The 13,255-nt window shown below is 70.8% G+C and carries 11 protein-coding genes; 8 read left to right on the top strand and 3 right to left on the bottom strand.

Going from position 1 to position 13,255, the window contains the following annotated elements:
* Positions 1-20 precede the first annotated feature (20 nt).
* Positions 21-575, bottom strand: coding sequence for a peroxiredoxin (locus tag ABFX46_RS25275; RefSeq protein ID WP_131938696.1), 555 nt, complete (start codon positions 573-575; stop codon positions 21-23).
* A 394-nt stretch (positions 576-969) separates the two neighbouring features.
* A complete protein-coding gene (locus ABFX46_RS25270; protein ID WP_346045770.1) occupies positions 970-1,827 on the bottom strand; it encodes an SDR family oxidoreductase in 858 nt (285 codons plus the stop codon).
* A gap of 108 nt (positions 1,828-1,935) precedes the next feature.
* Here ABFX46_RS25270 and ABFX46_RS25265 point away from each other — a divergent pair, with 108 nt between their 5' ends.
* Entirely contained in the window at positions 1,936-2,643 is a 708-nt protein-coding gene (locus ABFX46_RS25265) for a TetR/AcrR family transcriptional regulator (RefSeq protein ID WP_346045768.1), read from the top strand.
* Positions 2,644-2,661: 18 nt separating this feature from the next.
* On the opposite strand, the gene ABFX46_RS25260 is transcribed toward ABFX46_RS25265, so the two are convergent.
* Entirely contained in the window at positions 2,662-2,838 is a 177-nt protein-coding gene (locus ABFX46_RS25260; protein WP_346045766.1) for a hypothetical protein, read from the bottom strand.
* 223 nt (positions 2,839-3,061) lie between these two features.
* On the opposite strand from ABFX46_RS25260, the gene ABFX46_RS25255 reads away from it, so the two are divergent.
* The 7 genes from ABFX46_RS25255 (at position 3,062) to ABFX46_RS25225 (ending at position 13,251) form a co-directional block, all read left to right on the top strand.
* Positions 3,062-3,637: a hypothetical protein gene (locus ABFX46_RS25255; RefSeq protein WP_346045764.1), complete on the top strand. Its 576-nt coding sequence runs from the start codon at positions 3,062-3,064 to the stop codon at positions 3,635-3,637.
* Between the two features lie 251 nt (positions 3,638-3,888).
* A complete protein-coding gene (locus ABFX46_RS25250) occupies positions 3,889-4,437 on the top strand; it encodes an RNA polymerase sigma factor (protein WP_346045763.1) in 549 nt (182 codons plus the stop codon).
* Positions 4,427-5,536: a hypothetical protein gene (locus ABFX46_RS25245; protein ID WP_346045761.1), complete on the top strand. Its 1,110-nt coding sequence runs from the start codon at positions 4,427-4,429 to the stop codon at positions 5,534-5,536. The genes ABFX46_RS25250 and ABFX46_RS25245 overlap by 11 nt, the downstream gene beginning before the upstream one ends.
* Before the next feature lie 107 nt (positions 5,537-5,643).
* A complete protein-coding gene (locus ABFX46_RS25240; RefSeq protein ID WP_346045759.1) occupies positions 5,644-7,098 on the top strand; it encodes a carotenoid oxygenase family protein in 1,455 nt (484 codons plus the stop codon).
* Between the two features lie 110 nt (positions 7,099-7,208).
* Complete coding sequence (locus tag ABFX46_RS25235) at positions 7,209-8,147, top strand: LysR substrate-binding domain-containing protein (RefSeq protein WP_346045757.1); 939 nt, start codon at positions 7,209-7,211, stop codon at positions 8,145-8,147.
* Between the two features lie 170 nt (positions 8,148-8,317).
* Entirely contained in the window at positions 8,318-9,592 is a 1,275-nt protein-coding gene (locus tag ABFX46_RS25230) for an outer membrane protein assembly factor BamB family protein (protein WP_346045755.1), read from the top strand.
* 158 nt (positions 9,593-9,750) lie between these two features.
* Positions 9,751-13,251: a bifunctional glycosyltransferase/CDP-glycerol:glycerophosphate glycerophosphotransferase gene (locus tag ABFX46_RS25225; protein WP_346045753.1), complete on the top strand. Its 3,501-nt coding sequence runs from the start codon at positions 9,751-9,753 to the stop codon at positions 13,249-13,251.
* The last annotated feature ends 4 nt before the right edge of the window (positions 13,252-13,255 follow it).

The raw sequence follows: 13,255 nt of genomic DNA, 5'->3' as shown, positions 1-13,255 counted from the left end.
CCGTGCGGAGTTGCGGGGGATCAGGCGCCGGCCAGCAGCTTGGCGGCGTCGAGGGTGTCCTCGCCCTTGTTCCAGTTGCAGGGGCACAGCTCGTCGCTCTGCAGCGCGTCGAGGACCCGCAGGACCTCCTTGACGTTCCGGCCGACGGAACCGGCGGTCACCATGGCGAACTGGATCTCGTTGTTCGGGTCGACGATGAACGTCGCGCGCTGCGCCACGCCGTCCTCGGTGAGGATGCCGAGGGCCTCGCTCAGCTCGCGCTTGAGGTCGGACATCATCGGGAACGGGATCTCGCGCAGGTCCGGGTGGTCCTTGCGCCACGCGAAGTGGACGAACTCGTTGTCGACGGACGCGCCGAGCACCTGCGCGTCGCGGTCGGCGAAGTCCTCGTTGAGGCGGCCGAACTCGGCGATCTCGGTCGGACACACGAAGGTGAAGTCCTTCGGCCAGAAGAAGACGACGCGCCACTTGCCCTCGTAGGACTTGTGGTTGATCGTCTCGAACGCGTTCTCGGCGTCCAGCGAGACGCAGGCGGTGAGCTCGTACTCGGGGAACTGGTCACCGACAGTAAGCACGCATGCTCCTTCGTCATGAGAAAGGGTCGCCTCCACATGAGAGGCGCAGGAGGGGCCGCGGGCGTTGTCCGCCTCAGCGGCCGATGTCACTCAGCGTGCCTCTGATCGATCAAAAAGAGAAATCGATAAATCTCAAGAGCGCGATAGGAGTTCCCTATCAATGCCTCGGAAAACGCCGTGACCTGGGTAGATGAGGTGCCCTGGCGTCACTGAACGTCCATCCAATAGACGTAAATCACACAGACTCATCCCAAATCGGGCCTAACGCTGTGTAGCGCAGCAAGTGTAAGGGTTCCACCGCTTTTGATGGGCATTGAGTGACGAAAGCCGCACAACTGGAGATTCACGGCTCATCCGGGATCACGCGCCGGCCGCGCTGCCGGAAAGGCCGCCGTCAATTGCTGAGGGCCGCTTTCAGGACGTCCTGGAGCGGGGTCGGAGGCCGGTTCAGCATGCGCCCGAGCGTGGGGTCGACGTTGGCGAACTCGCCGTGGCGGCTGGCGGCGAACATGGCCACGAGCATGTCCGCCGCGAACTCGGGGACGCCGCGGGCGATCACCCCGGCGCGGAACTCGGCGTCCGGTACGACGACGTGCTCGATCGGACGTCCGGTCAGCTCCGACGCGAGCGCCGCGACGCCGGCCATGTCGATCGCCTCACCGCCGGTGAGGCCCGGGGTGATGCCGTCGAAGGTCTCCTCGGCGAGGGTGATCGCGGTGGCCTCGGCGAGGTCGGCGTGGGCGGTCCAGGAGACCGGCCCGTCCTCCGGCACGACCAGTTCGCCGCTCTGGAGTGCGGCGGCGATGAGGGCCACGGTCGTGGACGCGTAGAAGCCGTTGCGCAGCGACGTGAACGGAACGCCCGAGGCCCGCAGCATCTCCTCGGTGGCGGCGTGGTCCGGCATGGGCGGGAAGACCGAGGACGGGTTCGCGCCCATGTGGCTGGTGTAGAGGATCCGGCGGGCGCCCGACGCTTTGGCCGCGTCGATCGCGTTGCGGTGCAGCCGCAGCAGATCCTCGCCGATGGAGTTGGCGGAGACGATCAGGACCTGCGATGCACCCTCGAACGCGTGGGCGAGGCCGGCGGGATCGGCGAAGTCGCCATGACGCACGCGCACGCCCTGATCTGCGAGGTCTTTCGCCTTCTCCACGTCCCGGACGCTCACTCCGATCCGCTCCGCCGGAACGCGTTCGAGCAGCCGCTCGACCGTGCCGCGCCCGAGCTGCCCACTGCCGCCGGTAACGATGATCATGAGGTTCCCCTGTCTCCCTCTGCCGAGCGATGGTGAATCACTGCTAACAAGGTAACGCTAACACTGCTATGCAAGCGGCGCTACCACAAACCTGTTATCGTCATTAGCGTGCAGGTCGATGAGGGAGCGGCCGGGAGCGGCCCGCGCGAGCGCATCCTCGCCGCCACCGCCAAGCTCCTCGCCGAGGGCGGACGGGAGGCGGTCTCCACGCGCGCGGTCGGGACGGCGGCCGGAGTCCAGGCACCGACCATCTACCGCCTCTTCGGCGACAAGCAGGGCCTACTGGATGCCGTCGCAGCCGAAGGCTTCGCGACCTACCTGAGCACCAAGTCCACCCCGGAGCCCGACACCGACCCGGTGGACGACCTTCGCGCCGGCTGGGACGAGCACCTCCAGTTCGGCCTGGCCAACCCCGCCCTCTACATGCTGATGTGCGAGCCGCGCCCCGGTGCGATGCCACCGGCGGCCGCCGCCGGGATCGAGATCCTCGCCGCCCGCGTCCACCGGATCGCCGAGGCGGGACGGCTGCGCGTCGGCGAAGAGCGGGCCGTCCAGCTCGTCCACGCCGCCGGCAGCGGCACGACCATCGCGCTGATCGCGATGCCGGAGGCCGCCCGCGACCTCGAACTGTCGGTCATGGCCCGCGAGGCGGTCATCGCCGCGATCACGACCGACGCCCCCGCGCCATCAGCCCCCGGCCCGGTCGGCGCCGCCGTCGCGCTCCGCGCCGTCCTGCCGCAGACCACCGCCCTGACCGAACCGGAACGCGGACTCATGCGCGAATGGCTGGACCGCATCGCCGCCGCACCCCGCTGACGTCCCAATTGCGGATGCTCAGTGGCAGGGCTGGGCGGTACCGACAACGGCCAGATGCAGGTGGATGGACGAATTGAGCCAGAAACCCCAGCACAGGTCGTTGCCGCACCGCAGGTTGTAGAGGGCCGTCCCGAACCGCGTCTCGTCCGGAACAGCGGCGGCCTCCTGACCCACCTGCCCCTGATTTGCTCCCACTGGCCATTCGCTAGTCGTCACGGGACTTGCGCGTGGGGTGGGTGTTCGGGATAGCAAGGACGCCTTGGGGCCGTGCCCGGTCATCGCCCGGAAGCACTTCGCTGCACTTGTCGCCCGGGTCAAGGCGGGGGACTGCGATCTCAGGTGATCGGGGCCGGCCTGGTGACGTGAGACTTGGCGCTCTGGTGGGGTGTGGGCGGCCGCGGGGGATTCACTAGCATCCGTGGGCGTGCTTGCAGCGAGTGTTGCCATCGGGTTGGCGTTCGTCGGTTATGTGGCCACTTACCTCAACGGGCTGCGGTTGGCGCAGCGGCAAGAGCGGCTTGCGCGGGTCAATCGGCAGCTCAGCGACTTCTACGGGCCGCTGCTGGCGCTCACCCGGGCCAATGAGCGGATCTTCGGAGCCTTCGTCGAACGGCATGCGCGGCCGGGCGGGGTGTCGGTCTTCCAGGATGCGACGCCGCCCACCGAGGAGGAACTCCGAGAATGGCGGCTGTGGGTGACGGCGGTTTTCCTCCCCAACATCCGGGCCATGCGCGATCTGGTCGTGGGCCACGCCGATCTCCTGGTGGAGGCAGAGATGCCGCCGCTTCTGCTCGACTTGTGCGCGCATGTCTCCGGCTATGAGATCACCGCGGCGCGGTGGGCGGAGGGTGATTACGGCGACCATCTGTCGGTCGTCCACTTTCCTGCTGAGGCGATCGGTGACTACGCCCGGCAGCACTTTGCCGCCTTGAAGGCCGAGCAGGCTTCGCTGCTGGGACGGCGCGGGGTGCTTCCCAGGCGGGGCGGCGGCTGAGGCGGCACCGTCGGTTCCCTCGAAAGCGCCGGCTTCCAAGCCTCCGGCGCGTAGAGGATCTTCACTCGGCTTCCGGGCCGTCGTCCTCGATGAGTTCGCGCGGCTCCGGGTGTACGTAATCACGTACATCGAGTGCGAGCCGGCCGTTTGAGTGTGGCGGGAGCAGATTTTGGGCTGCGGCGGAGTGAAGGGTGACCGTTTTCGTTCGCAATCCGTTCGCAGAGAGGCGGCTCGATGACAGGTCACCCGACGTGAAGGGCACCGGGACCGTGCGGCCCGAACCGCGGCAGGCCGATGACTTCGCGGTGCATTACGACGAGCATTTCACCGATGTCCACCGCTACATCGCCGGGCGGCTCGGACGGGACGTGGCGGACGACATCGCCGCCGACACGTTCGTCATCGCGCTCCGGCAGCGGCACCGGTTCGACCCGGAGCGGGGGAGCGTCCGGCCGTGGCTGTTCGGCATCGCCACGAAGCTGGTGGCGCAGCACCGGCGGCAGGAGTCGCGCCGGTACCGGGCGCTGGCGAGAGTCGGCCGGGAGGCGGTCGACGGCGGGCACGAGGAGCAGGTCGTCAACTGGGTCCGGGCTGAGGGGATGCAGCCGCGGCTGGCGAAGGCGCTGCGGTCGCTCAACCGGGACCAGCGGGACGTCCTGCTGCTCAGCGCGCTGAGCGAATTGTCGAACCAGGAGATTTCGGAGGCGCTCGGCGTTCCGTACGGCACGGTCACGTCGCGGCTGAGCCGTGCCCGCGCCAAGGTGAAGGCCGCCCTCGGGGAGGACAGCGATGAACGATGACCGCATGATCCGCGCGCTGCTGCTGGAGGACCCGCCGTCCGAGGAGGTCGTCGCCGAGGGGCGGCGCCGGATGCGGGAGGGGAGGCCCACGGCGCGGCGCCCGGTCAGCCGGCGTCCCGTGTTCGGGCTGGCCGGTGTCGCCGCCGCCATGGCGCTCGTCGCGGGGGTCGCCGCGGTTCTCACCGGCGGCGGGACCGCGACGGACGGTGAGACACCGCAGACGGACCCGGACGCGCGGCGCGTCCTGCTCGCCGCGGCCGAGCACGCGATGAACGAGCCGGCCGGACGCTACTGGCATGTCGTGAGCGAGGAGGGCGACGTGTACCGCGTCGGGGGCGCGGACGGCTACTCCGTCGTCGCCGCCGACACCTGGGACCGCTGGAAGGCGCGTTCCGGCTCCGACCCCGATGTCGAGTACGCGAAGGTGGCGCCCGGCGCGAAGCCGCTCACGCCGGAGGACGCCGCCGCCTGGAAGAAGGCCGGTTCGCCGCAGAGCATGCGCGTGTGGGCGGACGGCCACTGGCTGACGCTGACCACGAAGGACCTGGGGACGGCCGGTTGGGAGAAGCAGGTCGCGACACCGGAGCGGAAGAAGGCCGCGCTGGCGCGGCACGACCCGGCGGACATCCGGAAGAAGTGCGCGGCCAACGCCGACCGGCCGGGCGAGTGCGAGTTCCAGATGCTGACCCTTGAGCAGCAGCTCCAGCGGTTCGGTGAAGCGCCCGAGCGGTACAAGACCCTCATGCTGGGCGATCCCGACGGGACCGCGGCGGTCGACTACCTCTGGAAAGGGCTCCGGCTCATCACGCTGAACCCCGTCCCGCCGCGCGCCCGGTCGGTCGTCTTCCGGGCGATGGCCGACGTCCCGGGCGTGCAGGCGATCGGCGAGGTGAGGGACGCCAAGGGCCGCACCGGCATCGGGCTCGCGATGCGGGACGCCGCCACGGAGACGCGCGTCGTCCTCGACCCGGGCACCTACCGGCTGATGGGCTTCGAGGTGATCGCCGTGGACGTGCCCAGGCGGCAGCCCGGAGACGTCCTCAGCTACACGGTGATCGCGTCGGCCGGCTGGAGCGAGGAGAAGCCCCACCAGGGCTGAGCATGGTCCCCGGGCCGTCGGCGGACGGCCCGGGGGCGCACGTTGACGCGGCGGTAAGTTTCAACTTACGTTTCTGGGGACGTCTGTATCCAGATCGGGAGGCCGCCGTGCCCTTGCAGACCGCGCCGGACATGGAGAGCATCTTCACCCCGCTGATGCACGAGCACGACTACGTCGTCGACGACGTCAAAGGGGACCTCCCCGGCGAACTCACCGGGACGCTCTACCGGATCGGGCCGGGCAAGTGGGAGGTCGGGCGCACCCTGCTGCACCACCTCTTCGACGGCGACGGCATGGTCTCGCAGTTCGCCTTCGACGGCCGCGAGGTCCGGTTCCGCAACCGGTACGTGCGGACGCCGCAGTTCGTGGACGGCATGGTCGCCGGACGGGCGCGCAGGCCGGCGGTCGGGACGGCGCTCCCCGGCGGGTTCTGGACCAACTTCGCCAAGGCGAAGGGCCCCGCCAACGCCGCGAACACCGGTGTCGTCATGCACGCCGAGCGGCTCCTGGCCCTGTGGGAGGGCGGCCCGCCGTACCGCCTCGACCCCGACACCCTGGAGACCCTCGGCGTCCACGACTTCGGCGGACGGCTCCGGGGGATGCTCAAGGCGTTCTCCGCCCATCCGAAATGGGACCCGGTCACCGGGGAGATGTTCAACTTCGGCCAGGAGTTCGCGCCGCTGCCCCACCTGAACTGCTGGAAGGTCGACCGGCAGGGCCGGATGCGGCGGCTCGCCAAGGTGCGGATGCTGAACATGCCGTGGAACCACGATGTCGCGCTGACCACCGGGCACATGGTGTTCGTCCTGGACCCGTACATGTTCGACCTGCGGACGATGCTGAGCGGCGGGCCGATGTTCGACGCGATCCGGCACCGCCCGGACAAGGGGACGCGGTTCGTGCTCGTCCCGCGCGACGGCGGCCCGGCGCGGATCGCCGAGCACGAGGCGCTCGTCCACCTGCACGTCGCCAACGCCTTCGAGGACGGCACGGAAACGGTCGTCGACCTGGTGGAGTTCGACGACTACGAGGACATCCGGCGCGACCTCACCGGGTTCCGCACGCGGTTCCCCGAACTGCCCGCGAGCAGGCTCATGCGGTACCGGATCACGCCGGCGGGGCGCGTGATCGCGACGCGGCTCTCCGATGTGCCGGGCGAGCTTCCGCAGTACGACTGGCGCCGCTCCACCCGTCCGCACCGGTTCACCTACATGAGCGGACGGACGGGCCCCAGCGGCGAGTACGACAGCGTCCTGAAAGTGGACAACGACACCGGCCGGACGGAGGTCCATGAGATGGGGCCGCACACGTACGTGGGCGAACCCATCTTCGTGCCCCGCGCACAGGACGCCGCCGAGGACGACGGGTGGCTGCTGGCCGTCGTGTATCTCGGCGCAGAGCACCGGTCGCAACTCACCATTCTCGACGCCCGCGGCCTGGACCACGTCGCCACACTGCGGCTCAAGCACCACATCCCGTTCGGCTTCCACGGCACGTTCACGAGACGTGTCGCCGACCCCGGCGCCCCCATCCCGCACCCGGACCGCCTGCCGATCCGCTGACCGGCCGACCGCACGCCCCTGCCGCCGAACCCGGATGTGGTGGAACACACTCGCTCCGACCTGGGGTTCCTCACGGTCCGTGATGGCCGTTGGAGTAACGTTCGGGTGAGATGGCGAACAGCAGACCGACGGTGGCTCAGTTGCGGGCGTTCCTGGCGCTCGCCGAGCATCTGCACTTCCGGGACGCCGCCGCCGCTCTGCGCATGAGCCAGCCCGCCCTCTCCGGGGCCGTGGCCGCGCTGGAGGAGACCCTCGGAACACGCCTCGTCGAGCGGACCACCCGGAAAGTCCTGCTGACCCCCGCCGGAGAGCAGGTCGCACGCCGTGCGGAGGTCGTCCTAGCGGAACTCGACCGCCTGGTAGACGAGGTCAAGGCCGTCCAAGGGGCGCTGGTGGGGCCGCTCAGGGTGGGCGTGATCCCGACCGTGGCGCCGTACCTGCTGCCCATCGTCCTGCCGAGGCTCGCCAAAGAGTTCCCCGACCTGAAGCTGTCGGTGCACGAGGAACGGACGGAGCATCTCGTCACGGAGCTGCTCGCCGGGCGGCTGGACGTCGTGCTCCTGGCTCTGCCCGTCTCCATGGCCGGCGTGACCGAGATCGTCCTGTACGACGAGGACTTCGTGCTCGTCGCGCCCGCCGGGTTCGACCTGGGCGACGAGGAGATCCCGCGCGAGGCGCTGAACGACCTGGACGTCCTCCTCCTCAACCAGGGGCACTGCCTGCGCGACCAGGCCCTCGACATCTGCCGCGACGTGGGCGCTCGCGCCGCCGCCGCGACGTACGCGACGAGCCTCGCGACCCTGGTGCAGCTCGTGTCGGGCGGGTTCGGCGTGACGCTCGTCCCGGAGACGGCGCTGCCGGTGGAGACGCGCCGGGCGCCGAACCTCGGCCTGCACCGGTTCGCGCCGCCGGCGCCGTTCCGCCGGATCGGGCTCGGGTTCCGGTCGACGTCGCCGCGCGCGGACGAGTTCGCGGCGCTCGCGGAGAGCGTCCGCGCCGCCGTCGCCGAATCCGGCGTCGCCCCCGGCCTGCGCCCCGTGCGGCCGTAGGCCGCCCGCGAACCGCCACCGGCGGGGACACGGCGCCTGCCGGGCCGCACAGCGCATTCCGGGGCGACACAGCGCGTTCCGGGCCGCAAAGGGCATTCCGCGGGAACCGGGATTGGGCGGGATGCCTCTTATGGGTGTCTTGTCGATCACACACCCGGGGGAGATCGGTGATGCCGAGGGAACGGGCGGCCCAGCGCCGTCGCAGGCGGTGGGCGGTCCTCAGCGCGGTGCCGGCCCTCCTGCTGTCCGTCGCCGCCTGCGGGGCGGGGGACGGCGCGCCGCTGTGGACTCTGGACGGCCGGGCGATCAGCGGCGGCGACTTCCTGAAGCCGCGGATCTGGGCGGCCGGGCCGACGCTGGCGATCACGCGGGCGACCGAGGTGACCGGGTACGACGCCGCGACCGGCGAGCGGCGCTGGTCGGTGCCGCTGTCCGGCAGGGTGTGCGCGGCGTCGCCGCGCGCGGACGGCGACCGGGTCGCCGTCCAGTTCGGTCCGAGCAGGCAGCGCTGCGACCGGATCGCCGCCGTCGATCTGAAGAGCGGCCGGAAGCTCTGGGAGCAGCCGATGCCCTCCGCCGAGCGCGTGCGGGAGGGGCAGGTCGTCATCAGCGGCGGCGTCGTGGTGGTGGACGAGAGCTACACCACCGCGGCGTTCCGGCTCGCCGACGGGCGGCCGCTGTGGAACCGCGCCGGTCGCGGCGCGGATTGCGCGATGAAGGGGCTTGCGGGCGGTCCGGCGCTGGTGGCCGGGTTCTCCTGCGACGGGGACGCGGGCAAGGCCCGCCGCGTGGACGGGATCGACCCGGACAGCGGCCGGTCGCTGTGGAGCTACGTGGCGCCCCCGGGGTACTCGGTCGCGATGATGCCGTCGAGCCGTCCTGTCGTCCTGGGGCTGAAACGCGGCTCGCGCGAAGAGCGGACACGGTACGTGGTCCTGGACGAGTCCGGTGCGCAGGTCACGACCATCGACGTCACCGGGAGGTTCTCGGTGCGGTGCTACCAGGACCCCAACCGCTGCAACAACGTCGTGGTCAGCGACGACAGCCTCTACATCAGGACGAGCACCGGCCCGGTGAAGGACGAGAAGGAGAGGACGTTCGCGCCGATCGTCTCCTTCGACCTGGCCACCGGCCGCGCGCGGTGGAGGACCGAGAACCCGGACGGCAACCACCTGTTCCCGATCGGGATGGACGGGGGCCGGCTCATCGCCGCCCAGCCCAAGACCGGGAGGTACAAGAACAGGGGCCGGCGGCCGAGGCTGGTGTCGGTCGATCCCGCGAGCGGCAGGACGTCGGTCATGTGGGACTTCTCGCGGAAGGCCGACTTCGCGTTGCGCAGCGGGTCCGACCGGCTGTACGCGCACGGCCGCCTCTTCCTGATCAAGCAACTCGTGTCGGGCAACGAGGACAGGGTTTTCAGTGCCTTCGGGAAGCCCGCGGAGTGACCCTCCGCGGCTAGTGCCGGGCGGACGAAAGGTCACGGGACCGTAAGCGCGGGGCCAGGCGAGGTCAAGTCTGTGTCAGGGGAGGCCCCGGCAATGGCGATGCGTGTTCATGTGGTGGCGTAACGTCACCATGCTCGGTGGGGCGAGGAGGAGGCCCCATGCCGAAGCTCAGCGTCGTCGTGCCGTTCCACAACACCGAGGAGTACTTCAGGGAGTGCCTGGAGTCGCTGGCCGGGCAGACTCTGCGCGACCTCGAGGTGATCCTGGTGGACGACGGGTCCACCGACGGCAGCGCCGTGGTCGCCAAGGAGATGTGCGCCCGCGACCAGCGGTTCCGCCTGTTCACGCGCGAGCAGGAAGGCCCCGGCCCCGCCCGCAACGCGGGGGTCCGCCAGGCGAGGGGCGAATACCTGGCCTTCGCCGACGCCGACGACGTCGTGCAGAAGGACGCCTACGCGCGGCTGGCCGGCTCCCTGGACCGCACGGGTTCCGACATGGCGTCCGGCAACGTCGAGCGTATGGACGCCGACCGGAAATGGCAGTCGCCCCTGCACGACGGTGTCTTCACGGAGTCGTGCTCGCGGACGCACGTGTCGTCCAAGCCGGTGCTCATGCGCGACCGCACGCCATGGAACAAGGTCTACCGGCGCGAGTTCTGGACCGAGGCCCGCCTGGAATTCCCCACCGGCTTCTACGAGGACCCGCCCGTCTCGGCGCGCGCGCACGCGCTGGCCAAGTCCGTGGACGTCCTGAGTGAGACCGTCTACTACTGGCGCAAGCGGCCCGGGTCCATCACGGAGGACCGCTACGACTGGGACAACATCAACCAGCGCCTCGCGTCCGCACGCGCACTGCGCGACGGGCTCGCCGACTACGCGCCGCAGCTGCTGAACGCCTACGACGAGCACGCCCTCGTCCCGATCGAGCTGCGCGTCCTGTTCGAGGCGCTCCCGCGGACGCAGGACGAGCACCGCGAGGAGCTCGTCGCCATCGGCGCCGCGCTCGCCCGCCGCGTCAGCCCCCGCGTGGTGAAGCGGCTGCCCGCGTTGACGCGCCTGCAACTGCACCTGCTCTGCCGCCGGATGCTGCCGGAGCTGCTGGAGGTCCTGCGGTTCGTCCAGCTCCGCAAGGCGGCGGACGCGCCGCGGGTCCGGCGCGGCCTGCGGCACCGCTGGTACGCGGAGTACCCGTTCTTCGAGGACGAGGAGCGGGGCGTCCCGGCGCACGTGTACGACGTGACCGACGAGCTGAAGCCCGTCGCGGCCATCGACCGGGCCGCCTGGGTGGACGGGCGGCTCCGCATCGAGGGGCACGCCTACATCCGGCACCTGGACTCCTCCACCGAGGACGGCTCCCGCATCCGGGTGTGGCTGGTCGCGGCGAACAAGCGCGGCCTGATGCGCGTCCCGGTCGAGCGGGTCCGGCGGCCGGACGTGACCGCCCGGTCGCGGCAGTCGGCGGTCTCCTACGACTGGTCGGGGTTCGTCGCGGAGATCGACCCGTCCGCGCTGAAGATGTTCGGGCGCTGGCGGGACGTCGACTGGGTCCCCTGCGTGGAGATCGTCAACCGGGGCCTGCGGCGGCGCCGCACGTTCGCGAACCCGCGCCTGCCCGGCCGGCAGTGGCCGGACGACCGGGAGTGCGCGCCGGGCGTCCTCGTCCAGGGCGTCGCGGCCCGGAACCGGTTCGTGGTGCAGGTGCGGCGGACGCCCGCGGCGGTCGTCGGCTGCCATCTGGACGGCGGCGAGCTGTGCCTGGACGGCTGGAGCAGCGCCCCGCTCGGCGACGAACCGCGCGTCACCGCCGTGCCGAAGGCCGGCCGCGCCACGGTCACCGGGCCGGTCGAGCGGGTCGGCGGCGAGGGGTTCCGGGCCAGGCTGCCCGCCGCGGGGCTCGCCCGGCGGTCGGTCGACTGGGAGATCAGCCTGCCGGGCGGCGTCAAGCCGTACCTGGACGCGGACGCCGCCGGAACCGCGTTCCCCGTCCCCGGCGGGGAACTGGAGATCGCCCGGACCCGGCGGAGCACGCTGCGCATCGTCGTGCGCGGAAAGGCCCTCATCCTCGACGAGGTGTCCTGGTCGTCCGACGGTGCCCTGCACCTGGCCGGTACCTGCACCGACCGTGCCGGACGGCCCGATTCCCTGTTCCTCCGGCGGCGGCGGTCGGCGGAGGAGCACACCGTCAAGCTGTACTGGGACGGCGACCGGTTCACGGCGAAGTTCTCGCCCGCGCGCATGCCGGTGTTCGGACTGTCCCGTCCCCTGGTGTCCGGCCGTTGGGACGTCCTCACGACCATCAGCGGGCAGGAGCAGCCCGTCCTCATCAGGCGCCACACCCTCCGGGACCTGCCCGAGCCGTTCGAGGCGGGCCTGCACCGCATCACCGTCCGCGCCTACAAGACCGACCAGTTCGTGCTGCGGATCGAGACCGCCCTGGACGACGACGAGCGCGGCGCCTACGCGCAGAGCCGGATACGGTCCGGGCACTACCGGCGCCACCTCAACCTGCCCGTCCGCGACCTCGCCGTGTTCGACGCCTACCGGGGACGCCAGTACTCGTGCAACCCGCGCGGTATCTACGACGAGCTCCGGCGGCGCGGAACCGACCTTGAATGCGTGTGGGTCACCGAGAACGGACAGTTCGGCAGGCCGGTGGGGGCCCGCACCGTCCTGGTCGGCACGCGGGAGCACTACGAGGCCCTCGCCCGCGCGCGCTTCGTCTTCGGCAACTGGTCGCAGAAGGAATGGTTCACCAAGCGCGACGACCAGACGTACGTGCAGTGCTGGCATGGGACGCCGCTGAAGAAGCTCGGCTACGACGTCAAGCAGATGCCCTACAAGCGGACCGAGGGCGTCAACTGGATGGAGCACGACGTCCCGCAGTGGGATCTGCTCCTCGCGCAGAACGCGTTCTCCGTGCCGCTGTTCCGGCGCGCGTTCGGCTATGAGGGCGACGTCCTCGAAAGCGGCTACCCGCGCAACGACATCCTGAGCAGCCCGCACCGGGACGAGATCGCGGCGGCGGTCCGGCGGCGGCTCGGCATCCCCGAGGGCAAGCGCGTCGTCCTGTACGCGCCGACGTGGCGGGACGACTTCCACCACGCGATCGGCAAGCGCGCGTTCCGCCTCGAATTCGACGTCGACCAGTTCAGGGCGGCGCTCGGCCGCGACCACGTGCTGCTCTTGCGGACGCACTACCTCGTCACCGACCGGCCGAAGCTGGCGCCGGGCGACTGCGTGATGGACGTGTCCGTCTACCCCGACATCTCCGAACTCTTCCTGATCAGCGATGTGCTGGTCACGGACTACTCGTCGGCCATGTTCGACTTCGCCGTCACCGGCCGCCCGATGGTCTTCTTCACCTACGACCTGGAGCGCTACCGCGACCACGTGCGCGGCTTCTACTTCGACTTCGACGCCGAAGCCCCCGGGCCGATGCTCGGCACGTCCCGCGAGGTCGTCGAGGCGCTGGGCGACCCGGCCGCGCTGGAGACCGGGTACCGGGAGGCGCGCGCCGCCTTCGCCGCCCGGTACTGCCCGCACGACGACGGCCACGCCGCCGCCCGCGTCCTCGACCGCGTCCTGGAGCGCACGGGCGACCGGGCGGGCGACCGCATGCCCGACGGCGTGCTCGACCGGGTCCCGCCCTCCGGTCGCTGACCGG

The organism is Actinomadura chokoriensis (assembly GCF_039529475.1).
GTDB lineage: Bacteria > Actinomycetota > Actinomycetes > Streptosporangiales > Streptosporangiaceae > Spirillospora > Spirillospora bangladeshensis.
This window is presented reverse-complemented; position numbering and strand designations above follow the sequence as displayed.

Coding starts and splice junctions, on each gene's coding strand:
- ABFX46_RS25270 (WP_346045770.1), bottom strand. CDS start 1,827: ATGATCATCGTTACCGGCGGCAGTGGGCAGCTCGGGCGCGGCACGGTC.
- ABFX46_RS25245 (WP_346045761.1), top strand. CDS start 4,427: ATGAACGATGACCGCATGATCCGCGCGCTGCTGCTGGAGGACCCGCCG.
- ABFX46_RS25235 (WP_346045757.1), top strand. CDS start 7,209: ATGGCGAACAGCAGACCGACGGTGGCTCAGTTGCGGGCGTTCCTGGCG.
- ABFX46_RS25230 (WP_346045755.1), top strand. CDS start 8,318: ATGCCGAGGGAACGGGCGGCCCAGCGCCGTCGCAGGCGGTGGGCGGTC.
- ABFX46_RS25225 (WP_346045753.1), top strand. CDS start 9,751: ATGCCGAAGCTCAGCGTCGTCGTGCCGTTCCACAACACCGAGGAGTAC.